Origin of the sequence: Aestuariivita sp. (genome assembly GCF_021404545.1) — a bacterium.
In the GTDB taxonomy this organism is placed as follows: Bacteria; Pseudomonadota; Alphaproteobacteria; order Rhodobacterales; family Rhodobacteraceae; genus Aestuariivita.
This window is the reverse complement of record NZ_JAAWWD010000033.1, coordinates 134,010-157,676: the sequence shown is the minus strand read 5'-3', so window position 1 is coordinate 157,676 and position 23,667 is coordinate 134,010. Positions and strand designations below refer to the sequence as shown.

The window sequence follows — 23,667 nt, the reverse complement described above, 5'->3', positions numbered from 1 at the left end:
CGGAGAACACCCATGAGTTTTGACGAAATCATCGACCGTCGCGGAAGCCACTGCGTGAAATGGGATATGATGGAAAAGCTCTATGGCGTGCCCGAGACAGATGGCATCGCCATGTGGGTGGCAGATATGGATTTCCGCCCGCCCGAGGTGATCCAGGACGCGCTGCGGTCCCTGATCGATCATGGCATCTACGGCTATTTCGGCGACGATACCAAATACAAGGCCGCCATTGCATGGTGGATGGACCAGCGGCACGGCTGGCACGTCGAGCCGGACTGGATCTTTACCACCCATGGGCTGGTCAACGGCACCGCGATGTGTGTCGATGCGTTCAGCCAGCCCAAAGACGGGATCGTCCTGATGACACCGGTCTATCACGCCTTTGCCAAGGTGATTAACGCTGCGGGCCGTGAGGTGATCGAGTGCGAGATGGCGCTGGAGGACGGGCGCTATGTTCTGGATATCGCGGCCTGGGACGCGCAGATGAAGGGGCATGAGACGATGCTTATCCTCTGCTCTCCCCACAATCCCGGCGGCAGGGTCTGGACCCGGGCCGAGCTTCAGGACCTGGCCGATTTCGCCAAACGCCACGACCTGATCCTGGTCTCGGATGAGATCCACCACGATCTGGTCTTTCCCGGCCACAGACATATTCCCATGTCCACGGTCGATCCGTCGATCACCGACCGGTTGGTGATGATGACCGCGACCACCAAGACGTTCAACATTGCGGGCAGCCATTCGGGCAATGTGATTATCGAGGACCCCGACCTGCGCGCCAGGTTCGGCGCGCGGATGGCGGCACTGGGTCTTTCGCCCAACTCCTTTGGCCTTTTTATGGCGACCGCAGCCTACAGCCCCGAAGGCGCGGCCTGGGTCGATGACCTGGTGGCCTATCTCGATCAGAACCGCAAAGCCTTTGACGCGGGCGTGAACGCGATACCGGGGCTGCGGTCGATGGCGCTGGAGGCCACCTATCTTGCCTGGGTCGATTTCTCGGGCACGGGAATGGAGATGGCCGATTTCACCAAACGGGTGGAACAGGACGCGCGGATCGCGGTGAACCACGGGCCGACCTTTGGTAAAGGGGGAGAGAGCTTTCTGCGGTTCAACATCGCCACTCCGCGCGCACGTGTCGATGAAGCGGTTGAGCGTCTGGCCAAGGCGTTTGACGATTTGCAATAGGCACTGACCTGAATCCAAAGGCGCGGCTGCGCCGCACACTATCTGCTTTGAACCCGCGATGCGGACATGCCGGTTCGCAGGATTGCAAGCTCCCCTCACCCGCGCGCAGGCGTGCCCCGGATCGGACAGCCGAGAGAGCGTTCGTTGCCGATCCTACCCAAGCGAATTGGCGCATGCGCTGGGCAGTCCGCCCTGTCCAGCGCCCCTCACCCAGACGACTGTTCAGTCCTTGCCCAAGAGCGCCACAGGCGCGTATGGCGCACGATAAAAGTCAAGCGGTGCGCGGTCCGTCACCCCTGTTGCGCGCTTGAACTCATAACGCATTTCGCCCGCATCCTCCTCCGAGGCGATGATCAGACACTGCGAGATCTGTTTGGCGCCATCATAAAGATCGACCAGCCCGCGCAACGTTGGCACCACGCCCGTCTCAACCGCAAAACCGTTCGACCAGAGGCGTAGCACAGGGTGTTCGCGTCCGTCTGCCTGAACGCGCAGGCGCGATGCCTTTTTCAGTGCGGCGATCCGTGCGCTCTCTATATCTTGCTGGAGACTCTTGGGTAGGAATGTGGTCATCGCCGCCCTCTTTCTTCGGTCGCGCCTTTGATCAATCTGGAGTGATTCCCCTAAAACACAAATAACACGCGCGGCCTTCCGCCCATGTTGTTGCAATTTGTGCACGTCCGCAGGGCCGCTGCGCGAGTGTAGAGAGTGTTCAGGGCGCCTCTCATTCCTTAAATTCCTGCAAAGACACAAAAAAGGAGCGCCGATATGGGCCTACTTGTTGACGGCACCTGGCACGATCAATGGTATGATACCGCGTCAACCGGGGGTAAGTTCGTCCGCTCCCACTCGCAGTTTCGCAATTGGATTACTGCGGACGGCGGGACCGGACCATCCGGCAAGGCCGGGTTTGCCGCCGAAAGCGGACGGTATCACCTCTATGTCTCATACGCCTGCCCCTGGGCGCATCGCACACTGATTTTCCGCACGCTCAAAGGGCTGGAAGATCACATATCGGTTTCGGCCGTGCATCCTGACATGCTGGACCAGGGCTGGAGCTTTCAGACCGATGACCACGGCGCCATCGGAGATCCGCTCTTTGGGTCTGATCATGCCCATCAACTCTATACCCGCGCCGATCCTGCCTATTCCGGGCGCGTCACCGTGCCAATCCTGTGGGACAAGGCGCAGAACACCATTGTCTCCAACGAAAGCTCTGAGATCATTCGGATGTTCAACAGCGCCTTTAACGGGCTGACCGGCAATACCGACGATTATTGGCCCACGGAGATGCGCGACGATATCGAAGGGGTGAACGCACGCATTTACGACACGGTAAACAACGGCGTTTACCGCGCCGGGTTCGCCACCACTCAAACCGCCTATGACGAGGCCGTGCATGCGCTTTTCGACAGTCTGGAGTGGATCGAGGCGCGGCTGGCCGGGAACCGCTATCTGATGGGCGCGCGCGTCACTGAAGCCGACTGGCGGCTCTTCACCACGCTGATCCGCTTCGATCCGGTCTATCATTTGCATTTCAAATGCAACCGTCGCCGGATCGTGGATTACCCAAATCTCTGGGCTTTTACCCGCGAGCTATATCAATGGCCCGGCGTGGCCGAGACGGTGAACATGGCCCATATCGTGCGCCACTATCATTACAGCCACGACAGCATCAATCCGCACCGGATCATCCCGATCAACCCGGTGCTGGACTATGCCGCACCGCATGATCGTGGTTAACGCGGGATCGCGTAATGCTCCACCATCGCCGCCAGATCTTCGGGCGGGGTGGAGCTTTGCAGGAACGCGCAGGCGTTTGGACTGTGTGCAAAGATCGAGCCATCCGAGAAGAATGTGGTATTGGTGACAAAGATCACCCGGGCGTCCGGGTGGCGGTAACTGGCGAAATCGGCAACGGCCAGCGCACTGCCGGTGTTCAACACCAGATCGAGCACGATGATGTCATAGGCCTTGTGACATAACGCTTCGATTGCGGCATCCTGGCTGTAGACCAGGTCCACGTTCGACCTCTGGCGTTGCAAGTGGCGCTGCCACAGCTCACCCAGATCGACACTGCTTTCAACGATCAAGACATTCATGGTTTCGCTTCCCAGGCTCACGCCGTACCCACCGCCGATTGCCTGCTTAACGGTTTGTTCAGAATTGATTAACAATTCCTTAACGCTGCAATCAGAGTCTTAACATCCACTGCAATTAGCCTAAAAAGCGGCGAGAAATCGCCGTTCGATGCGGTCGAATGATCCAGGAGCCTCGATGACCCACATCTTACACGATGCACGGCCACGCGATCATGGCGGCAATCTGGATGCAGCCATGGCCCGGTTCGGAGGCAGGCGCGCGGTGTGGCTGGATCTTTCGACGGGCATCAACCCACAACCCTATCCGGTGCCGACATTTCCCGACGCGGCCTGGAGCGCGCTGCCGGACACAGAGGCGCAAGATCGGCTGATACAGGCGGCGCGCGGGTTCTGGCAAGTTCCAGACGGGGCGGCGGTTTTGGCCGCACCCGGCGCGTCGGCGCTGATCGCGCAGATGCCGCGCCTGATCCAAGGCACCCGCGTCCAGATCACCCCACCCACCTATAACGAACATGGCGCGGCGTTCCGCGCGGCGGGCTGGCAGGTGCGCGATCACGGTCCGGCGGATGCGCGCGTCCTGGTGCATCCCAACAATCCCGATGGGCGGCTCTTTTCGCCCGGCGCGTTTCATCCCGGCCTGACCGTGATTGACGAGAGTTTTTGCGATGTGATTCCGGATCACAGCCTGATCGCACATGCCGCCCGACCCGGTATCGTGGTGCTGAAGAGCTTCGGCAAGTTCTGGGGGCTTGCGGGGCTGCGGCTGGGCTTTGCCATTGCCGCAGCGGACACCATTGCCCGATTGGCCGACATGCTGGGCCCCTGGCCTGTCTCGGGGCCCGCGCTGCTTGTCGGTGCACAGGCTCTCGGGGACACAGACTGGGCCGAACGGACCCGGGCGCGCCTGTCGCAAAATCGCAAACGGATGGATGCGATGCTGGTCGGTGCGGGGGCCGAAACGGTGGGAGGCACGGATCTCTTCGGACTCTACCGCGTTGACTGCGCAGAGCATTGGCAGACCCGCCTCGCCCACGCCCAGATCTGGACGCGGGTCTTTCCATATGCCGACGATCTGATCCGTCTTGGCCTGCCCCCCGAAGACCGCTGGACACAGTTGGAGGACGCGCTGTGAGCGCCGCTGTTCTCGCGGCCGCAGCAACGCTTGATGCCGTGCTGGGAGAGCCGCGCTGGCTTTGGTCGCGTGCGCCCCACCCGGCGGTCCTGATGGGCAAAGCCGTGACCTGGTGTGAGACGCGGTACAATCGCGGTGCGCACAAGCGCCGTGCCGGTGTTCTGACGGTGGCAATCCTTGTGGCCGGGGCAATCCTGCTGGGCCTCGCCCTGTCGCTGTTCGGTCCGCTGGTCGAACTGCTTGTTGTCGCCATTCTGCTGGCCCAACGCTCGCTCGTGCAGCATGTGCGGGCGGTGGCCGATGCGCTGCGCCTTTCGGTGGCCGACGGGCGCATGATGGTCGCCCGCATCGTCAGCCGCGACACCTCCGCGATGGACCGGAGCGACGTGGCCCGTGCGGCAATCGAAAGCGCTGCCGAAAACCTCTCGGACGGGGTGGTGGCCCCTGCGGTCTGGTTCCTTTTGGGCGGGCTGCCGGGGATCCTTGCCTATAAGGTCATCAACACCGCCGACAGCATGATCGGCTACCGCACCGAAAGGTACGAGGAGTTCGGCTGGGCCGCGGCGCGTCTGGACGATGTCATGAACTGGATCCCGGCGCGAATGACCGCCGTGCTGATCGCGCTGTCCTCGGGCCGCTTTACCGGCTGGGGAGCGATCCAAGGCGATGCTGCGCTGCACCGTTCGCCCAATGCGGGCTGGCCCGAGGCCGCGATGGCGCGGGTGTTGAATGCCGCCCTTGCCGGGCCACGCAGCTATGATGGTGCGCGCCGCGTGCTGCCATTTGTGCATGGCGATGGCAGCCATGACATCGGGCCAGATGAGATTGATCGCGCCGTCACGACACTCTGGCGGGCTTGGGGCGCAATGATCGCTCTCTGCCTTGTGATTGCGATTTTCTAGGGCGACGTTAGGCTCTGCCGCATAAGGAACTCAAGGATTTTTCCATGCGATTTATCAGTATCTTGACCGCTTTGAGCCTCATGGCCACACCGCTCCACGCTGCCTGTGGCGCATCGTTCCCCGCCTTTCTTGCGGGTCTCAAGGACGAAGCCATCGCCAAGGGCCATGCCCCGGCCACGGTAGAGGCGTTTTTCGCCAGCGCGCGCCAGGATCCGAAGGTGCTGCGGGCCGATCGGGCGCAAGGCGTGTTCCAGCGCCCCTTCGTCGATTTCTCGCGCCGCCTGATCTCGCAGAACCGGATCGACCGCGGGCGGCAGAACGCACAGCGCTACGACGTCGTGTTTGACCGGATCGAACGGGAATTCGGCGTGTCGCGTGGGGTGCTCCTGGCCTTTTGGGCATTTGAGACCGATTACGGCAGCTTTCAGGGTGATTTCAACACGCTCAACGCGCTGGTGACCCTGTCGCATGACTGCCGCAGACCCGCGCTTTTCCGCCCTCAGATCTTTGCTGCCCTTGAGCTTTATGAGAACGGCGATTTCGACCCCGCGCGCACCAGCGGCGCCTGGGCGGGTGAGATCGGCATGGTGCAGATGCTGCCCCGTGATATCCTGGAAAACGGGGTGGATGGCGATGGCGACGGGCATGTGTATCTCAAGACCTCCGCGCCCGACGCGCTGATGTCGGGGGGCAAGATGCTGCAACACCTGGGCTGGCGCGCGGGCGAGCCGTGGCTGGAGGAAGTGCGGATGCCCGAGGGGTTCGACTGGTCGCTGACCGGCCTGAATGAAGTACGCAGTGCTCAGGACTGGGCCACGTTAGGTGTCGTGCCCCGCGCTGGTACCTTTGCCCGGCCCGATCTGCCCGCCTCGATTATCATTCCGCAAGGCCATCGCGGCCCGGCCTTTATCGCCTATCCGAATTTCAACGTGTATTTCGAGTGGAACCAGAGCTTTACCTATGTTCTGACGGCCGCCTATTTCGCCACCCGATTGGAGGGCGCGCCGGTCTATGACGCAGGCACCCCCGAGCCGGGGCTGAGCGGTGATAAGATGAAAGCGCTTCAGCAAAGGCTGCGCGCACGCGGACACGATGTGGGCAATATCGACGGCATTCTGGGCGCGGGCACCCGTGCCGCCGTGCGTGCTGAGCAGGCGCGGCTGGGGCTGCCTGTCGATGCCTGGCCGACGCCTGCCTTGCTCAACCGGCTCTGAGCGGGGCCGATCCTTTACCAAATCTAAGGGAATTGCTATATTATGGGCTTTCCAGAACGTGCCTGTGGCAACGCAACCACTCTAATGGCCGCGCAGAGCTATCATCTCTGCGCGGCCAACTGGTTCAAAATCTATAGGCTCAAAACAAGCCGGATGATGCCCAGAACCAAACCCGCCCCTGTCAGAAACACCATCCATTTCCAGAACGTCTCTTGTGTCATGTCAACACAAACACCTCCTTTCACCGCAAGGGTTTGCGGTGGGAAAACGCTAGAAGCGGGAGATGTCCAAAATCTTAATCGGCGGCGCTGATGCGGCGGTTACGGCGCAACACCGGTCTCGACCTTGACCGGATAACGCTCGCCATCTGCGGTCAGCAGAACAAGCCGCCCGTTGTTGCGCACATACATGTCGCAGCGCGCAAAGCCGTTTCGATAGTCGATGCAGATCTGCCCGCCCTCTTCGATACGAAACTGGCCAAAGGCGGTCCCGCCCCCATCGGCATAAGTATAGGAATAGGCCCCTCCCGCGGAAAACAGCGACACCCCGTCATCGTAATAGGTGAGCGATCCGCCATCGGCGATCATCGCCATTTCCGCGGCGCCCAAAACCGCATCGCTGTCCCGCAGGTTCCAGTCCTGTGCGGTCGCGCCGCTCGCCGCCAGCACAAACACCGACCAGATTATTGAAATTTTCATACCCCGCAGCCTAGCGCAGGCACCGCTCAACCCAACATCACAATGCGCTTATCAGGCGACCATCGCCTCGGCTTTCTTCAGATCGACCGAGACGAGCTGTGACACCCCCTGCTCGGCCATCGTGACCCCGAACAGACGGTCCATCCGGCTCATCGTTACCGCGTGGTGGGTGATGATGAGGAACCGTGTTTCGGTCTGGCGGCACATCTCGTCCAGCAGATCGCAGAACCGGGTGACGTTCGCGTCGTCCAAAGGCGCGTCCACCTCATCCAGCACACAGATCGGCGCGGGATTGGCCAGAAACACCGCAAAGATCAGCGCCAGCGCGGTCAGCGTCTGTTCCCCCCCCGACAAGAGGCTGAGCGTCGAGAGCTTCTTGCCCGGCGGCTGGCACATGATCTCAAGGCCCGCCTCCAGGGGATCGTCGCTCTCCACCATCACCAGATTGGCCTCTCCCCCGCCAAAGAGGTGCTTGAACAGCATCGAGAAGTTGCTGTTGACCTGCTCAAACGCGGTCAGCAACCGTTCGCGCCCCTCTCGGTTCAGGCTGGAGATGCCGCTGCGCAAGGTGCGGATCGCCTCTTCGAGATCCATTTTTTCCTGCACCAGCGTGTCGTGTTCCTCCTGGACCTCCTTGGCGTCCTCATCGGCACGCAGGTTGACCGCACCCAGCGCGTCGCGCTGCCGCTTGAGGCGATTGACCTCGGCCTCAAGCTGATCGGCATGGGGCATGTCATCGGGGTTCACATCGAGCTGCGTCAAGAGCTGGTTGGGCGTCAGCTGCTGGTCGTCGGCGATCCGCTCGGCCGCCGCCGCAACGGACTCCCGCGCGGCCTCTGCGCGTGCCTCCGCACCGGCGCGGGCTTCGCGCGCCTCGGACGCCGCGCGCTCGGCGGTCCGCTCGGCCTCCACAGCCGCACGCTGCGCGGCCTCCCCACCGACAAGCGCGTCGCTGGCCGCAGCCCTCCGCGCCTCGGCCTGGGTGATCTCTCCGACAAGGGCCTCACGCTTAGCGGCGATGTCTGCCGGAGCAGCGCTTGCCGTTGCCAGTTCGCTCTCACTATCAGCCTTGCGCGTTGTCAGCTCGGAAATCCGCTTCTCCGCCGTCTCCAGCCGGTGCTTCCAGCCGCTGACCTCTTTCGTAACCTCCTGCGCGCGTTTAAGCCGTGCCTCCCCCTCGCGCCGCAACTCATCATGGGCCGAGCGTTTGGCCATCATGGTCATCCGCGCCGCCTCGACGGTGATCTTGATATCCTCCACCCGGGCGCGCGCGGCATCGAGATTACCCAGACCACCCGCCGCCGTCTCGGCCTCGCGCAGTTGCAGCCGGGCGGCGGTCGCGTCCTCCTGATGCCGGGTCACGGCGAGGTTCATCGTCTCCAGGCGCCCCTCGGCCAGGTTGCGATCGGCCTCCGCCCGGCTGAGCGCGCGGCCCGCATCGGCCAGTTGCGTGTCAGCCTCGCGCCGGGCCTGACGGGCGGCGCGGTCGGCCTCCGTCAACTCCGCCAGCCGCTTGGTCAGCGCCTCATGGGCCAGGCGCGCGGCATCGGCACGGGCGCCCACACGCTCCATCTCCTGTTTCAGCGCCTCCAGACGGTTGAGCTGTTCCAGGCGCAACGCCGCCGCGCTTGGCGCGTCTTCGGCCCAGGCGCGGTAACCATCCCAACGCCACAGATCACCTTCCACCGACACCAGCCTTTGACCGGGCTGTAAAAACGGTTGCAGACGTGGGCCATCATCGGCGTCTACCAGCCCGATTTGCGTGATACGCCGTAACATCACATCGGGGACCGTCACATGGGCGGCCAATTGATGCACCCCTTCGGGCAGGGGCTGCGGTTGATCATAGGGTGACAGCGCGGCCCAGCCCGAGGGGCCATCCGCGGCCACGGCAGGGGCGCGCAGATCGTCGGCCAGCGCGGCACCCAAGGCCTTTTCATACCCCGGCGTGACAGTCAGCTGATCCAGAACCTGCCCGCCTTCGGCCGTGTCACGCTGCACCAGCTTGACGAGTGCGGACACCTCGGCCCTGAGCGCGCCCATCTCGCCTTCGGCCTCCGAGCGTTGCGCACGCGCCTCGGCCTCCCGCGTCTGCGTCTCGCCGCGGGCAATGTCGGCTGCGTTCAGCGCCTCGTCCGCCCGGGTGGCCAGCGCCTGCGCCTCGGCCTCCGCGCGGGTTGCACGCTCCTGCGACAGCGCGGCCCCAGTCAACGCCTCCTGCGCGGCGGCCACGGCGTCGCGCGCCTTGCCTGCCTCGGCCTCGGACCGCGCCAATGTCTTGCGGCTGTCTTCCAACAGGCGCTGCGCGGATTGGTGGCGGGCGGCCAGACGGGCCACATCCTCGGTCACCTGCGCCAAGCTGGTTTCGCGGTCCTGCAAAGTCACGGCGGCCTCATGGGCGGCCTCCGCCGCCGCCGCCAGCCGCGCGTCATGCCCGTCAGAGGCTTTGGCAAGCTCGCGCGCTTCCCAGTCCAGCCGCTCGATGGTCTCGCCCGCATCACGGTTGAGCCCGCTTTCGCGATCAATATCGCGCGCAAGCTGATCAATCCGGCCCTCGAGCGTGGCGATCAGCGCCGCGGCCCGCGCCTCCTCATCGTTCAACCGATCCCCCTGCACCGTAAGACGCTGCAAGACGGCCGCCGCGATCGCCTCCTCTTCTCGCAGCGGCGGCAAGGCCTCATCGGCCTGGATGCGCCCTTGCGCGGCCTGGCGTGCCGCTGTCTCGGCCTGCGCGGCCTCGGTCGTGCGGGTCCGCAACGCCTCATCGGCCGCGGCGCGCGCCTCATCCGCCTCGCGCCAGCGCCGATATAGGAGCATGCCCTCGGCCTGCCGCAGAGCCTCGCCGATCTCGCGATAGCGCGCTGCCTGACGGGCCTGCCGGGCCAGTTGCTGCAACTGGGCGGCCAGTTGCTCGATCACATCATCCACGCGCGTGAGGTTGCTCTCGGCGCCTTTCAACTTCAGCTCCGCCTCATGGCGGCGTTGATAGAGCCCGCTGATCCCGGCCGCCTCCTCCAGAATGCGCCGCCGCGCCTTCGGTTTGGCGTTGATCAGCTCTGAGATCTGTCCCTGCCGGACCAAAGCCGGCGAATGCGCCCCGGTCGACGCATCGGCAAACAGCATCTGCACATCGCGCGCGCGCACATCCTTGCCATTTGTCTTATACGCACTGCCCACATCCCGGGTGATGCGGCGCACAATCTCCAGCGTGTCGTTGTCGTTGAAGCCTGCAGGTGCCAACCGGTCGCTGTTATCGAGAAAGAGCTGCACCTCGGCAAAGTTGCGTGCTGGGCGTGTCGCCGCACCCGCAAAGATCACATCCTCCATTCCGCCGCCGCGCATCGCGGTCGGTCGGTTTTCCCCCATCACCCAGCGCAAGGCCTCCAAGAGGTTGGACTTGCCACAGCCATTGGGCCCGACAACACCGGTCAGACCATCTGAAATGATCAAGTCGGTGGGATCGACAAAGCTTTTGAAGCCGGTCAGCCTGAGCTTGGAAAATCGCAAATCGGACGTGTCCCGTGATTCCGCATGAACAAATAGCGTGACCGGTTCAAGGGTGGTCTGTCAACGGCGCTGCCCCTGCATGTGGCAGGGAACGGTGGGTTATCCACAAGATATTGCCCCTTGCCCCCTAAAACGGCTGACAATCGAATTCGAGAGACTCACGCCCCTGCCCGGTTCCGTGCCAGCTGTCGATCTCGTAACACTCCAGGCCCAGTGGAGGCGTCGGCACCCAACCGGGGCGTCCTGCCCCATCGCAATCGAGCTGCCCCAGCGCCAGCGCCTGATCGCCTGTGATGCGCGTGACCGAACAGCCACTGACCATTGCCATAGCCTGGGCCGCCCGCCCTTCGATCGGGCCGAACCGAGGTGCGTATTGCATATTGATGCGAATGGCCTCTGCCAGGTCGCCCCGGACACGCACGTCAAAGGTGCTGCCGTCGACCGTTACACGCTGGGCCGCCAGCCCCCGAAATTCTGGGCTGGGCGTGTTGCACGCCATCAGACAAAGACACAGGATCACAAATCGCATGGTCCCAAACTGCCCAATTGCGGTTAACAAACCCTTGCGCCATTGCGGCGCCTTCCGCGCGGTCATATGTTTTGATCAAACCGGCGAGGCCCCATGCCCTTTGAACCAGTCCAATCGGAAAAGCTTTCCACCTCGGTCGTGCGCCAGATCGAAGGGTTGATCCTGCGCGGCATCCTGCGCCCTGGTGACCGGCTCCCGTCGGAGAGGGAGCTGTCGGAGCGGCTGGGCGTTTCGCGCCCCTCTCTGCGCGATGCGGTGGCCGAACTCCAGCAGCAGGGGCTGCTGGCTACCCGGGCAGGGTCCGGCATCTATGTGGCCGATGTTCTGGGCTCGGCCTTCTCGCCCGCACTGACCAGGCTATTCGCGACCCATGACGAGGCGGTCTTTGACTATCTTTCCTTTCGCCGCGACCTGGAGGGGCTTGCCGCCGAACGCGCAGCGCGCCTCGCCTCGGACAGCGATCTCAAGGTGATCCAGGCCATTTTCGACAAGATGGAAGCTGCCCAGGCGCGACGCAACCCGCAAGACGATGCGGCACTCGATGCGCAGTTTCACACCGCCATCATCGAGGCCAGCCACAACATCGTCATGCTGCATATGATGCGCTCGATGTTCGATCTGCTGCGCGAGGGGGTGTTCTACAACCGTCAGGTCATGTTCAAACAGCGCACGACACGTGCTGCCCTTCTCGATCAACACCGCGCGATCAACCAGGCGCTGCAAGACCGCGACCCTGAAGGCGCGCGAGCGGCGATTGAGGCGCATCTGGGCTATGTCGGGCAAGCCCTTGCCGATCATCAAAAGACCGAACGGAACGAGGTGATCGCTCGCAAACGCCTGCAGCAGGAACTCGGCAGCTGAGCCAGGGCCCTCGCCACCTCCCGCGTGGTGGCCAGCGCATGATGGCAAAGCCTTCCCCAGCCCCGACCAGACCCGCGACGGGCAGACGCGCCTATCCTGTCCGGCCCGAAATGAACGCCCGGGTCTGCTGATGGCGGGGGTGGTCAAAAACCTGGCCGACAGGACCACATTCCAACAGCTCACCCATGTGGAAATAGGCCACCCGATCCGCCACGCGCCGCGCTTCCATCATTGAATGGGTGATCACCACCACGCTCAGATCCTCGCGCAGCGACATCATCAGGTCCTCGACCTTGGCTGTCGCAATCGGATCGATCGACCCGGTCGGCTCATCCATCAGCATCACATCCGGCTCCGTCGCCAGCGCGCGCGCAATACACAGACGTTGCTGTTGGCCGCCCGAAAGATCGGTGCCATCTTTGGAATGCAGCCCATCCTTGACCTCCTCCCAAAGGTGCGCGCGGCGCAGACACCGCTCTACATGGGCATCCATATCGGCACGGGTCCGCGTCAGTCCGTGAATGCGCGCGCCATAGGCCACGTTTTCATAGATGGACTTGGGGAATGGGTTCGGTTTCTGTGCAACCCAGCCAAAGTGGCGGCGATAGACAGGTGGGTCGATCTCCGGGTCATAGATGTTGCGGTCATGCATATATATCTGCCCCTCGATCCGCACACCGCGCGTCTCGTCATGCATCCGGTTGAGACATTTCAGGGCGGTGGACTTGCCGCAGCCCGACGGCCCGATAAAGGCCATGACCTCACGCGGGTAAAGCTCGAAACTCACCTCCTTCAACGCCTGTTTTTCCCCGTACCAAAGCGACAGGTCGCGCACCGTCAGAACCGGTGGTGCATTGTCGCCTAGCTTGGTGGATGGAGTTTGGGGGCTGGACAGGTAATCGCGCATGACATCCTCCTCTGAGGCCGGAGGGCATCCCCGGTCAGAGAAAGGCTGGCATCGTTTGATGACATCAGATTTGATCTGAACCCCGGTTCATCAAATCTTCGCAAAACCTTCACAAAACAAAGCCCCGGATGCGGCGGCATCCGGGGCTTGTCTGTCACGTCACTGAAACGGCCTAGTGGAACTTGGCTCCAACGTCCGAGATCGCCTCGTCAATCAGCTTGTTCCCGGCGGTCGCAGTGATGTCCTTGGCAATCACGTCCCGCGCGGCAGCGACCGCAACGGCAATGGCCTGATCGCGCACTTCGCGCACGGCCAATGCCTGGGCCGAGGCGATCTGGTCCTCGGCCGCCGCCATGCGCCGCGCGATGGAGGTCGCGAGGTCCGCTTTGGCCTGCTCGGCGGCGGCCGCCGCCTCCTGCTTGGCCGCCGCCACGATCTTGTCGGCCTGCTCCTGCATTTCTTTTTGCTTGCGCTCATAGGAAGCGAGGATGGTTTGGGCCTCTTCGCGCAGTTTGCGGGCCTCGTCCAGTTCCGACTGGATGCCCTCGGCGCGTTTGTCCAGCAATCCGACGATCAGCCCCGGGACCTTAAAATAGAACAGAACTCCCAGGAACAGGAAGAACGAGATCATCACCACAAAGTCGGTGTTGGCCAGCGAAAAGAACGGGCCTTTGGCCGCCAGAGCGGGTGTGGCCGCTCCGAAAGTCAGAAGAAAGGCGAATGTAATGCGCATCATGCTGACCCCTTGATCCGTGTCTCGATCGCGGCAGCGACGGCTTTGGTGTCGGCTTTGCCCCCCAGTGCGGTGACAATCTCCGCAGCGGTCACAGTTGCAACCTCCTTCACGCTTTCCAGCGCTCCGGCCCGGATTTCTGCAATCGCCTTTTCCGATTCCGCCGCCTTGGCCGATATCTCGGCATCGGCCTTGGCAATCGCATCGTCGAGGCCCGCCTGGATGTCCGCGCGCGCTTCGGCGGCGATGCGTTGCGCCTCTGACCGGGCTTCGGCCAGCGCGCGATTATAGGCGGCTTCTGCCTCGACGGCTTGCGCTTTCAGCTCTTCGGCCTTGGCGATGTCATTCGTGATTGTGCCCGTCCGTTCGGCCAACACGCCGCCGATCCGGGGCAATGCGACCCGTGACAGGATCAGATAGATCACGACCAGCGTGATCACCAGCCAGAAGATCTGGTTGGGAAAGGTCGAGAACTCAAGCTGCGGCATGCCCGCGGCCTGGGTGGCTTCACCTGTGGTCTCGGTTGCCATGTCGTCCTCCTTGGGAAGGTGCCGTTACATCGGGCGGCCCGCAAAACGCGCGCCGCCCGACCGTAAGGATAAGTCTTCCGAAAGGCCTTAGACGGCGAACATCAGCAGCAGAGCGACGAGGAAGGCAAAGATGCCCAGCGCCTCTGCGAATGCGATGCCGATGAAGAGGGTTGCGGTCTGACCGGCGGCTGCCGACGGGTTGCGCAGCGCGCCCGCCAGGAAGTTGCCTGCCACGTGGCCCACACCGATAGCAGCGGCGCCTGAACCGATGGCTGCCAGGCCTGCGCCGATGAATTGACCGAGTTCTGCGATATTGCCTTCCATGACCTTAGTCTCCTTACGATGGAATGGTTGAGTTCTTGTAGGGCGGGACTTGTCCCGCCGCGCGTTAGTGATGCGGGTGCAGCGCGTCTTTCAGATAGACGCATGTGAGAATGGTAAAGACATATGCCTGAATGGCCGAAACCAGCACTTCGAGGCCATAGATCGCGACCACGCCGATAATGGCGATTGGGGCAACGGCAGCGACCTGGGCGAATCCGGCAAACACCTTGAGAACCGCGTGACCGGCCATCATGTTGCCCGCAAGACGAATGGAGTGGCTCACAGGGCGCACGAAATACGAGATCAGCTCAATGATCGCCAAAATCGGGCGCAAGGGGAGCGGCGCGGCCGACACCCAAAAGAGGCTCAGGAACGAGGCACCGTTCTTGACAAAGCCCAGAACGGTAACGGCGATGAACACCCCAAACCCCATGACCGCGGTCACCGCGATGTGGCTGGTGGTGGTAAAGGACATCGGGATCAGACCGAGGAAGTTGGCGCAAAGGATAAACAGGAACAGCGTCATGATGTACGGGAAGTACTTGATCCCGTCCTTGCCGGTCACATCCTCGACCATCTTATAGACAAAGCCATAGGCCAGTTCGGCAATCGATTGGCCACGCGACGGCACGATGGCGCGCCTGGAGGTGGTCAACACCATCAGCCCAATGATCGCAAGGATTGCCAGAAACAACCACAGGGTGGAGTTCGTGGGCGTGTACCAGTTGACCACATCACCACCAAACAATGGTTTGATGATGAACTGATCCATCGGGTAAAACTCAAGACCGCCGCCTTCTGTCGGTTCTGCCACGTCTCAGGTCCTCTCGTCGTCATGCTGGGCTGCATCAGCAGCCTTTGCGTCTCTCTCGGCCTGCTCGGCCAACTGTTTCTTCTGAACCTCTTTCGCGGAGCGCATCATCGTCTGAATGCCGGCCGCGAGGCCGAAGAATATGAACAGGATCATGAGGAACGGTGTGGTGCCGAAAAGCGCATCCAACCCGTATCCGATCCCAAAACCGATGCCCAAACCGGCCACCAGCTCAATCACCATGCGCCAGGCAAGCTGCGCCTGGGAATAGTGCTCATCCGCCCTCGGTTTCGGCGCCTGTGCCGCCTTTGCGGCGGCAATCCGGGCCTCCAGCTCAGCCATCTTTTTGGTCTGGTCGGGATCCGTCACGCAGGTCACATCCCCTTGGATGGTTCGGGGATGGGATATGCTGTGCTGCGACCTGAGTCAATTCGTTGCGATCTTGCGCAAACCATCCGATAGTGCATTGATTTTAATTAGAAAAATTTCCACCTTTCCAGGTGCTGCCATTCCGCCGCAGGCGCGGTTTCACTTGAATGTCAGCATTTCCGTCATTCAACCAAAAGGTTGATTTTCCGGCATACGCAGATCCCTGGTCTCCTCCAAAAGCCAACGGCGCACTTGTTTGACTGCCTTTCGACGACCGGCCTGCGCCCCGTAAATCAGGTAAAACGCGCCGCTTTGTATCGCCACGTCCGAGACCCGCACCAAGCGACCCTCGCGCAGATCATGCGCGGCGCCGTCCATCGCGCCCAGAAACAGACCCAACCCACTGACCGCGGCCTCCAGCGCATAGATTGGCCTCATCCGCCAATCCCCGTGCAAGCCGGGCCGGATATCGAACCCCGCAGCATCACACCAGTCATCCCAGATCCCTGGGTCACGGTCGGCAAAGAGCCGATGGCGCCGCAGATCCTCCGGCGTGATCCGGTCCCCCTCCAACAGCCCCGGGGCGGCAAACGGATAGAGCGGCGCATTGCTCAGCAGATCGGCTGGCTGGTCCAAAACCCCGCGCACCGCGAACCTGATGGCGATGTCGGCCTCATAGCGATCCAGATCCGCCAGCGTATGGGACGGATCGATCCGCAGCTCGACATCCGGATAAACCTCATAGAACCGAGGCAGGCGCGGAATGACCACCTTGGCCGTAAACAGTGGCTCTGCGCTGATGGTGACGCGGCCCGCTGGGGTTTCGGTAACCTCGTCCGTCGCCTCTGCGATCATATCGAGCGCCGGGCTGATCCGGCCCAGATAGGCCCGCCCATCTGCCGTCAATCCCACGCCGCGTGATATCTCGCGAAAAAGCTGCGCGCCCAGACGTTCCTCAAGACCCCTCACATGGCGGGAGATCGCGGAATGGCTCACGCCCAGCTCTTCGGCCGCGCGGCTAAAGCTTTCATGTCGGCCGGCCGCTTCAAACGCGCGCAGAGCATTCAGGGGAGGGAGGGTGCGTGTCATATGGGTAATGTGATTTTTCTGCACAGGTCATGTCAAGGAACGATGTTTGTCCACACGCACCAGGCATGACAAAAAGCCCCAGAGCCCAATATAAAAAGGCACTTTTCATGCGCTTTCTGATCCAGTCGCTGCCTCTTGGCAGCTCCTTAATCTGTGCCATTCGCAAACGCTTTCGGGATCTGCGCAGACCAAGACCCCGCGTTCGCCCGCGCCTTGGCCTTTGTCGGCCGGACAGGCTCTCGGATCACATCGCCCGCGACATCAACCTGTCGCCCAGCGAACGCGATCTGTTGAACCTCGAACTGCCCTCACAACGCGAAATTCATCCAAGGCTTTGACCCACGCCGGCCCTCGGCTTAGAAGGGTTGGTATGCCCAGTTCGATCGATGCTGTTTTTGCCGCTCTGGCCGATCCGACCCGACGGCAGATCCTTGTGATGCTGCTGGAAGACGATATGGCGGTCACGGACGTAGCCGATCCGTTCGAGATGTCGCTGGCTGCGATCTCCAAACATCTCACCATTCTGACCCGCGCGGGCCTGATCAGCCAGGACAAGCGCGGGCGGGTAAAATGGTGCAAGCTGGAACCCGACGCGATGCGCGACGCCTCGATCTGGATGCAGAGCTTTGGTCAGTTCGAGGCGGTGAACCTCGATGCGTTCGAGCGCTTTCTGGAGCGTGAACTGAACCACGAAGAGGGTCCGGTCGCGCCCACCTGAGCCCCGGCCAAAGCGTTTTGCAATCGTCATCAATCGGTCAAGGAAGTGTTACCAAGCCGCGCCAGGATTTGCAGATCTAGATGCAAATACCGGAGATGCTCGATGTTTCGCCTGACTTCCCTCGCCCTCGCCTTGACCAGCGTGACCGCCCTGCCACTGGCCGCGCAGGATATGGTGCCCGCCACGCTTGCAGGCCACGCAGTTTTGCCCGCGTTCTCGTTTTCCGTCCCACCGGCCGATGCTCCGCAAGAGACGTGGATCTCCGGCAAATTCACCAACGGAGCCACTCCCGCAAACACACCCTTGAGCATCGAGCAAAACGGCCTGATGCGCCCGTTCTTCGGACAGCCGCTGCAAGGGTTTTCCGGCTATGCGCTCAACCGGGCAGAGGATGGCAGCCTTTACGCGCTGATCGACAACGGCTTCGGTTCCAAGGCCAACAGCCCCGACGCGCTGCTGGGGTTCACCCGCATCACACCTGATTTCGAGACCGGAGAGATCGCGATCAACGACCGTGTCTGGCTGCATGACCCTGACCATCACGTGCCGTTCCGCATCATCCATGAAGCGACCGAGACCCGCTATCTGACGGGGGGTGATTTCGACCTCGAAGGGCTACAGGTTGTGGGCGATACCGTCTGGATCGGCGAGGAGTTCGGACCTTACCTGATCGCGGCCACGCTGGATGGCAAGGTCACCGGCGTCTACCCGACACAGGTCGATGGTGAGGAGCTACGCTCACCCGATCATCCAGCGCTGCGCATCCCCGCTGCGGGTGGCGCGGATTGGAAACTGCCGCGTTCGGGCGGGTATGAAGGTCTGGCGCTGACACCGGATCAAAGCCTGCTTTGGGGTATGCTGGAAAAACCGTTGCTGGATGATGCGGGCGCGACAGAAGGTAACTTTCTAAGGGTTCTGGCCTTTGATCCGGTCGCGCGCGAATGGACCGGTGACAGCTTCAAATTCGCGCTGACCGAGGGTGCTGTCGCGATTGGCGATTTCAACTTCATCGACGACACCCGTGCATTGGTCATCGAACGCGATGGCGGTCAGGGCCACCCGTCGGCGGCCTGCACGGATGGGGCCACCGAGGGCTGCTTTGATCGTCCCGCCGAGGTCAAACGCGTGACCCTGATCGACACAGCCCAGATCGACGCAGACGGCTTTGTGCGCCGCGTCGCTCAGATCGACCTGATGGATATTCAGGACCCCGACAATATCAGCCGGATGACCGGAACCTCGGGCGATGTGGCGGACGGGACCTTTGTGTTTCCTTTCGTAACCATCGAAAGCGTGCTCCGCGATGGCGACGAGCATATTCTGGTGTCAAACGACAACAACCTGCCGTTCTCGGCGGGCAGGGAGCTGGGCGTGGCCGACAGCAACGAAATCATTCGCCTGCATGTGCCCGAACTGTTGTCTGCGCGCTGAGCCATCGAAAAGCTGCGGCGGGATAAATCCCGCCCTACGGCAATGGCCTCCGGGATCGCCCCGGTGCGGGGCGGATCTGCCGTCCCGTGCGGGCGGCCTGATAGGAAACGGCAGGGCGGCGACACCGCCCTGCCAACTCTCGCCTTACTCGCCAGCCTGTCTTGTCTCGAACCGCAGACCGACCGCGCTTTGCTCACGGAACCCTTCCCAATAGGTGTGGGTCTCTGTCGGTTGGCCCGCGTCATCAAGCGACCAGACAGCCTCGGCGCCGCTGGGAACCAGATCGAGGTAATCCGCCTTGGCCGCGTCGCCCTTGAGGTGCAGATCAAGATAAGCAGTGATGAAATGCTGGCTGATGTTGTTCATCCGGGTGTTGTCCCAAACCGGATCGGCATAGTGCTCGAACGGGAACCAGCCGTTCACGGCCGGCAGCGCATAGCTTTCGACCGGTGCAGGCATCGGTGCACCCGCATTATGGTTCGCGTTCTGGAAGGTCAAAAGATGACGCGTGGTGTTCAGCGTCCCTTCAAAGATCCCGCGCATCGCCTCATAGACCGAGACGGAATCCACACTGCCGGCGATCAGCATCAGCGGCTTGTCGACCCCGGCCAGACCATCAGCATCCCAAAAGCCTGTATTGTTGCCCCAAGGGCCAAAGGCGACAAAAGCCTTGACCCGGTCGTCTTCCAACTCCCGATGGCTCTGGCTGCCCATCCTGTTGCGGTCCAGAAGGCCTTGAGGCGCGCCCCAGCTATATTGTGTACTGGCCTCCGTTACGCCTGCGCCGGCATAGATCAGCGCGCCGTAGCCGCCCATGGAATACCCGATGATCGCGGCATTGTCGTCTTCGATGATCGCTCCGAGATCACTGTCGAGATCGGTCATCTGATCCAGAACAAACCGTTGATCCCAGGGGCGGTTGACCAAAGTGGAGCCAAAAGCCGTTTGATCGTCATAGGTGCTGTCGCGATGATCGATGGAGGCCACGACATAGCCCTTGGATGCCAGGTTCTCGGCCAGTGGCGACATCAGGAACCGGTTGCCGGGATAGCCGTGCGAGACGATGACAAGCGGAAAGGTCCCGGTGGTACGCGGTTGCGCGTCCCGCGCGGCCTGACCGGTCAGGGTCGCGGTGCTTTCGCCATCCCGCAGGATCACCTCAAAGCTGCTGCCGGATGTCGTGTCGGATGCTGCGGGATACCAGACTTCGACGGTCAGAGGCCGATCATAGATTGGAACATCGCCCTCGGCCGGGGTGTTGACCAAATCGATTTGATCTTCGTTCACAAAGGTCAGGGTCGTGACGCCCACCTTGAACGCGCCATAGGCGGCAAGGGCGGGTGCGTCGGGCCGCACCACATCAATCCTATTCTCAGCCTGCGCCATGGTCGCGGTAGCGAGTGTGAGGGCAGTGACGGCAGAACGCATGAGACTCTCCTGATTGCGATGTTATGCGGGAAAGCTAGTCCCCTTGGCCCGGGATGCACAGGCCATCTTCCCCCAAAGACACAATCTGGGGCAGAACGGACGGTCTGCCGACCCGTGATGGCGACAGCCGCACTGCGCAGAGGTGTCGACCTGCGCATGCTGGCCGACACGTCGGGGCCAGGCCATGCGCCGCCTCACGCGTCGCTGTCCTTCAACAGCAAGAGCAGCGCGAGAACCGTCAGACCAATACCGCCCAGCACCAACCCGCGCGGGGCGCCGTTGCCCAGCGCCAGCTCCCACAGGATGACCCAGCTGGGGGTGAGATAGGTATAGGCCATCACCTTGGCCGAAGGCAGCCGCAGCGTCGCGAATTGCAGCAGAACGAATGTGGCCGAGCTGGCAAAGATCGCGATATAGACCAGCGTGATCCACACGATGCCCGGCAGCCCCGCCCAATCGGTGGCCCGGATATCGCTCCATCCCCAGACCAGCAGCACCACACACCCCGCCAAGAGCATGCCAAAGGTGAAGGTGACCGCAGGCTCGCCCCGGTTCAATTTGCGCACCATCGGCGTATAGATCGCATGCGCCACACAGCCCCAGAAATAGATAACCTCGCCACCGCCAATGCGAAATGCCCTGAGCGCGGTCAGATCAGCACGGAAGATGACCCACAGGGCGCCGCCAGCGCCAATCGCCAGCGCCAGCGCCATGCGCGGCGTCGTGATCTGGCGCATCAGCAGATACCCGAAGCCTGCCGCCATCACCGGCGTCAGCGTGAAAACCGCCGCCGCGCTGACCGGCGGTGCGGTCTTGAGCCCTTCGAACATCAACACGAAGTAGATCGCAAAGAGCCCGCCCAGCACCAGATAGCGCCAGGGTGCTGCAAACGCCGCACGGTCCAGCTTGCCCAGCGCCAGTGCCGCCACACCGATCACCAGTGCGGCCAATGCAAATCGTGCTGCGTTGAGGGCCGCAGGCGCAATCTCGTTTGCGGCCAGTGAGCCCAACGAAAACGACCCCGCCACCAGGGCCGAGAAAAGCAGCATAGCGGCATGACCCTGAAGGGCTGGGCTCATAGATCCCAATCCTTTGCCTTTTCCTTGAGAAAGCTCAGAAACGCCTGCACTTTCGTGGTGCGGTGCAGATCCACGTGAGTGACCAGCCAGACCAAACCGTCCCATTCCTCACTGGGTGGCAGCACCTCGATCAGGTCGGGTTCATCCACGGCTTGCCATTCGGGCACAAATCCGATCCCTGCACCCAGTCGCACGGCTTGCGTCAACGTCCGGTCATCGATGGCGCGGAACATGATCGCCTCGGTTGGCACATTGGCGCGCAACCAGCGGCTGAACGGAGCGCGGGAACTGGCATCGTCATGATCGACAAACCTGTGTTTGGGAAAGTCGGCAAGCGTGTCGGGAACCCCGTACCGCTCGGCATAGGCGCGACTGGCATAAAGCCCCATCCGTTGCTTGCCAAAGGCCTGAACGACGTTATCCGGCTGATCCGGCACCGTGCCCGCGCGGATCGCTACATGCGCCTCGCCATATTCCAGCCGGAACAGGCGCGCCCCGGTCAGGAAGCGCACGATCACCCCGTCATGCACGGTCTGAAATTCTGTTAGTGCAGGGGTGAGCAAAGGGGCCAGGGACACCAGGGAGGTCACGACCAGCTCACCGGTGACATCGTTACCCTGCCCCTTGATCCTGCCCGAAAGCTGGTTGAACTGATCCTCGGTCGCCTGGGCCACGCGCAACAGATCCTCGCCTGCCTCGGTTGGCGTGTACCCGCGCGCATGGCGTTGAAACAGCTTTACCCCCAGCCGTCCCTCGATGGCGTCAATATGGCGGATCACAGTGGCATGATGCACGCCAAGAACCTCTGCCGCGCCGCTGACCGTGCCCATCCGCGCGACCTGAAAGGCTGTTTTGACTTCGTCCCAGTTTTCCATACTGCCCCTCGAAAAAGTTATGTGCGAAAATCCACATATGATGTGATTTATCGGGCGTTGCGTTCGATTTAGCAAGGATCAATTCTCTGGACCTGACCGATACGCCGCGCACCTCAAAGGACATTCTGTCATGGCCAACACCCTTCTGCATATCGACGCCTCGACCCGCCTCACCGGTTCCACCTCCCGGAAGCTTTCCAGCCGGATCGTCGCGCATCTGGGCCCCGACAAGGTGGTTCGGCGCGATTTGGCAGCGCCACTGCCGCAGATCGACGACGCATGGGTGACCGCCACCTTCACCGCCGCCGACCAGCGCAGCACCGAACAGAATTTCATACTGGCCTTGTCCGACCAACTGGTCGATGAACTGATCGCCGCCGACACCGTTGTGATCGGTCTGCCGATCTACAACTTTTCGGTCCCCGCCAGCTTCAAGGCCTGGATCGACCTGGCCAGGCGCTCCGGTCGCACGTTTGAGTACACTGCGAATTGCCCCCGAGGTCTGCTCTACGGCAAGCGCGCGGTTATCGCAGTATTTTCCGGTGGCACCAAGATCGGGTCGGAACTCGAATTTGCAAGCGGCTATGTCGCGCATATCATGCGGTTTGTCGGCATCACCGATGTCGAGGTCGTGGCGGCCGACCAATTGGCCATTGATCCTGCGGCGGCATTGGATTCCGCATATCGGGCGGTGACACGGCTCGCCGCGTGACACCCGGGTGGCGGCGCATCCGCGCAGGAGTTTGACACAACCGCGCGGCGCCGTGCGCTTTGGCTCAGGAAAGTCACCCGCAAAACCGACCCAGTGCGGATTGCCAAAGGGACACAGTTGGGTCTCGCGATCAGCACGCCGATCCTCCGTTTGGCCCTTGCGACGCCCTGGCGTTTTGATCCTGTCAGGCAGCCTGTGGGCGACGCTGATCCTGATCATCCTCGGCGGCGGTCTGGGTGTGGTGGCCTGGCCGTCCTCGTCCGCTGGGCACAAATGATCCTCGGTTGTGACATGGTCCTTGGGACGATGCGCGCACGCCCCCACTTTCGCTAAGTCGAAATCGCGGCCCGAATTGCGGGCGTGGACCACACCCGGCCTGGAGCCGGTCCGCGCAACGCCGCGGCAAATGCTCCTCGCCCGAAAGATCGGTCGCGATGCGGTCCAACACGATCCCAAAAAGACCCGCGCCGCCGCCGCCCCGGACTTGACTCCGTTCGATATCCGATCTACCTCCCCCACAGATCCGGAAGC

The 23,667-nt window shown here is 62.2% G+C and carries 24 protein-coding genes; 9 read left to right on the top strand and 15 right to left on the bottom strand.

The genetic code is table 11. From position 1 onward, the window contains the following. Positions 1–12: 12 nt before the first annotated feature. A complete protein-coding gene (locus HEP69_RS10075; protein ID WP_290558383.1) occupies positions 13–1,185 on the top strand; it encodes a MalY/PatB family protein in 1,173 nt (390 codons plus the stop codon). A gap of 222 nt (positions 1,186–1,407) precedes the next feature. Here HEP69_RS10075 and HEP69_RS10070 read toward each other — a convergent pair whose 3' ends face one another. Beyond that, positions 1,408–1,758, bottom strand: coding sequence for a hypothetical protein (locus tag HEP69_RS10070; RefSeq protein WP_290558382.1), 351 nt, complete (start codon positions 1,756–1,758; stop codon positions 1,408–1,410). 195 nt (positions 1,759–1,953) lie between these two features. Between HEP69_RS10070 and HEP69_RS10065 the strand changes: the two genes are divergently transcribed. Beyond that, the gene (locus HEP69_RS10065; RefSeq protein ID WP_290558381.1) at positions 1,954–2,928 is read left to right on the top strand and encodes a glutathione S-transferase family protein; all 975 of its coding nucleotides are present in this window, start codon (positions 1,954–1,956) and stop codon (positions 2,926–2,928) included. On the opposite strand, the gene HEP69_RS10060 is transcribed toward HEP69_RS10065, so the two are convergent. Beyond that, on the bottom strand, positions 2,925–3,287 hold the full coding sequence (locus HEP69_RS10060; RefSeq protein WP_290558380.1) for a response regulator: 363 nt from the start codon (positions 3,285–3,287) through the stop codon (positions 2,925–2,927). The genes HEP69_RS10065 and HEP69_RS10060 overlap by 4 nt on opposite strands. 175 nt (positions 3,288–3,462) lie before the next feature. On the opposite strand from HEP69_RS10060, the gene cobD reads away from it, so the two are divergent. The 3 genes from cobD to HEP69_RS10045 are packed head-to-tail and all read left to right on the top strand — an operon-like array spanning position 3,463 to position 6,535. Continuing rightward, on the top strand, positions 3,463–4,419 hold the full coding sequence (gene cobD / locus HEP69_RS10055) for a threonine-phosphate decarboxylase CobD (RefSeq protein WP_290558379.1): 957 nt from the start codon (positions 3,463–3,465) through the stop codon (positions 4,417–4,419). Then, a complete protein-coding gene (gene cbiB, locus HEP69_RS10050; protein ID WP_290558378.1) occupies positions 4,416–5,321 on the top strand; it encodes an adenosylcobinamide-phosphate synthase CbiB in 906 nt (301 codons plus the stop codon). Before cobD ends, cbiB begins: the two co-directional genes overlap by 4 nt. Positions 5,322–5,365: 44 nt before the next feature. After that, positions 5,366–6,535 (top strand): lytic murein transglycosylase, encoded by a 1,170-nt coding sequence (locus HEP69_RS10045; RefSeq protein WP_290558377.1) that lies wholly within the window; start codon positions 5,366–5,368, stop codon positions 6,533–6,535. A gap of 320 nt (positions 6,536–6,855) precedes the next feature. Here HEP69_RS10045 and HEP69_RS10040 read toward each other — a convergent pair whose 3' ends face one another. The 3 genes from HEP69_RS10040 to HEP69_RS10030 all read right to left on the bottom strand — a co-directional run bounded on the left by HEP69_RS10040 (position 6,856) and on the right by HEP69_RS10030 (position 11,269). Further along, positions 6,856–7,233, bottom strand: coding sequence for a hypothetical protein (locus HEP69_RS10040; RefSeq protein ID WP_290558376.1), 378 nt, complete (start codon positions 7,231–7,233; stop codon positions 6,856–6,858). Positions 7,234–7,284: 51 nt separating this feature from the next. Then, on the bottom strand, positions 7,285–10,740 hold the full coding sequence (smc, locus tag HEP69_RS10035; RefSeq protein ID WP_290558375.1) for a chromosome segregation protein SMC: 3,456 nt from the start codon (positions 10,738–10,740) through the stop codon (positions 7,285–7,287). A gap of 127 nt (positions 10,741–10,867) precedes the next feature. Beyond that, positions 10,868–11,269 carry a hypothetical protein gene (locus HEP69_RS10030; protein WP_290558374.1) on the bottom strand — a complete coding sequence of 134 codons (402 nt, stop codon included), beginning with the start codon at positions 11,267–11,269 and terminating at the stop codon, positions 10,868–10,870. Positions 11,270–11,362: 93 nt separating this feature from the next. Between HEP69_RS10030 and HEP69_RS10025 the strand changes: the two genes are divergently transcribed. Further along, the gene (locus HEP69_RS10025) at positions 11,363–12,130 is read left to right on the top strand and encodes a FadR/GntR family transcriptional regulator (protein WP_290558373.1); all 768 of its coding nucleotides are present in this window, start codon (positions 11,363–11,365) and stop codon (positions 12,128–12,130) included. Between the two features lie 91 nt (positions 12,131–12,221). On the opposite strand, the gene HEP69_RS10020 is transcribed toward HEP69_RS10025, so the two are convergent. From HEP69_RS10020 to HEP69_RS09990, 7 genes are all read right to left on the bottom strand, one after another. Beyond that, the gene (locus tag HEP69_RS10020; RefSeq protein ID WP_290558372.1) at positions 12,222–13,037 is read right to left on the bottom strand and encodes a phosphate ABC transporter ATP-binding protein; all 816 of its coding nucleotides are present in this window, start codon (positions 13,035–13,037) and stop codon (positions 12,222–12,224) included. Between the two features lie 172 nt (positions 13,038–13,209). After that, the gene (locus tag HEP69_RS10015; RefSeq protein ID WP_290558422.1) at positions 13,210–13,770 is read right to left on the bottom strand and encodes a F0F1 ATP synthase subunit B; all 561 of its coding nucleotides are present in this window, start codon (positions 13,768–13,770) and stop codon (positions 13,210–13,212) included. Further along, positions 13,770–14,300, bottom strand: a complete 531-nt coding sequence (locus tag HEP69_RS10010; RefSeq protein WP_290558371.1) for a F0F1 ATP synthase subunit B' — start codon at positions 14,298–14,300, stop codon at positions 13,770–13,772. The genes HEP69_RS10015 and HEP69_RS10010 overlap by 1 nt, the downstream gene beginning before the upstream one ends. Before the next feature lie 87 nt (positions 14,301–14,387). Next, entirely contained in the window at positions 14,388–14,624 is a 237-nt protein-coding gene (locus HEP69_RS10005) for a F0F1 ATP synthase subunit C (protein WP_050928673.1), read from the bottom strand. Between the two features lie 64 nt (positions 14,625–14,688). Further along, entirely contained in the window at positions 14,689–15,396 is a 708-nt protein-coding gene (locus HEP69_RS10000) for a F0F1 ATP synthase subunit A (protein WP_290558421.1), read from the bottom strand. A 45-nt stretch (positions 15,397–15,441) separates the two neighbouring features. Then, positions 15,442–15,804: an AtpZ/AtpI family protein gene (locus tag HEP69_RS09995; RefSeq protein WP_290558370.1), complete on the bottom strand. Its 363-nt coding sequence runs from the start codon at positions 15,802–15,804 to the stop codon at positions 15,442–15,444. Between the two features lie 186 nt (positions 15,805–15,990). After that, positions 15,991–16,893, bottom strand: coding sequence for a LysR substrate-binding domain-containing protein (locus HEP69_RS09990; RefSeq protein ID WP_290558369.1), 903 nt, complete (start codon positions 16,891–16,893; stop codon positions 15,991–15,993). A 370-nt stretch (positions 16,894–17,263) separates the two neighbouring features. Here HEP69_RS09990 and HEP69_RS09985 point away from each other — a divergent pair, with 370 nt between their 5' ends. Further along, complete coding sequence (locus tag HEP69_RS09985; protein ID WP_290558368.1) at positions 17,264–17,611, top strand: metalloregulator ArsR/SmtB family transcription factor; 348 nt, start codon at positions 17,264–17,266, stop codon at positions 17,609–17,611. A gap of 102 nt (positions 17,612–17,713) precedes the next feature. Continuing rightward, on the top strand, positions 17,714–19,042 hold the full coding sequence (locus tag HEP69_RS09980) for an esterase-like activity of phytase family protein (RefSeq protein ID WP_290558367.1): 1,329 nt from the start codon (positions 17,714–17,716) through the stop codon (positions 19,040–19,042). A gap of 144 nt (positions 19,043–19,186) precedes the next feature. Here HEP69_RS09980 and HEP69_RS09975 read toward each other — a convergent pair whose 3' ends face one another. The 3 genes from HEP69_RS09975 to HEP69_RS09965 all read right to left on the bottom strand — a co-directional run bounded on the left by HEP69_RS09975 (position 19,187) and on the right by HEP69_RS09965 (position 22,424). Then, complete coding sequence (locus HEP69_RS09975; RefSeq protein ID WP_290558366.1) at positions 19,187–20,470, bottom strand: alpha/beta fold hydrolase; 1,284 nt, start codon at positions 20,468–20,470, stop codon at positions 19,187–19,189. A gap of 194 nt (positions 20,471–20,664) precedes the next feature. Then, positions 20,665–21,549, bottom strand: coding sequence for a DMT family transporter (locus HEP69_RS09970; RefSeq protein WP_290558365.1), 885 nt, complete (start codon positions 21,547–21,549; stop codon positions 20,665–20,667). Next, positions 21,546–22,424 (bottom strand): LysR family transcriptional regulator, encoded by an 879-nt coding sequence (locus HEP69_RS09965; RefSeq protein ID WP_290558364.1) that lies wholly within the window; start codon positions 22,422–22,424, stop codon positions 21,546–21,548. The genes HEP69_RS09970 and HEP69_RS09965 overlap by 4 nt, the downstream gene beginning before the upstream one ends. A gap of 130 nt (positions 22,425–22,554) precedes the next feature. Between HEP69_RS09965 and HEP69_RS09960 the strand changes: the two genes are divergently transcribed. Continuing rightward, a complete protein-coding gene (locus HEP69_RS09960) occupies positions 22,555–23,136 on the top strand; it encodes an NAD(P)H-dependent oxidoreductase (protein ID WP_290558363.1) in 582 nt (193 codons plus the stop codon). The last annotated feature ends 531 nt before the right edge of the window (positions 23,137–23,667 follow it).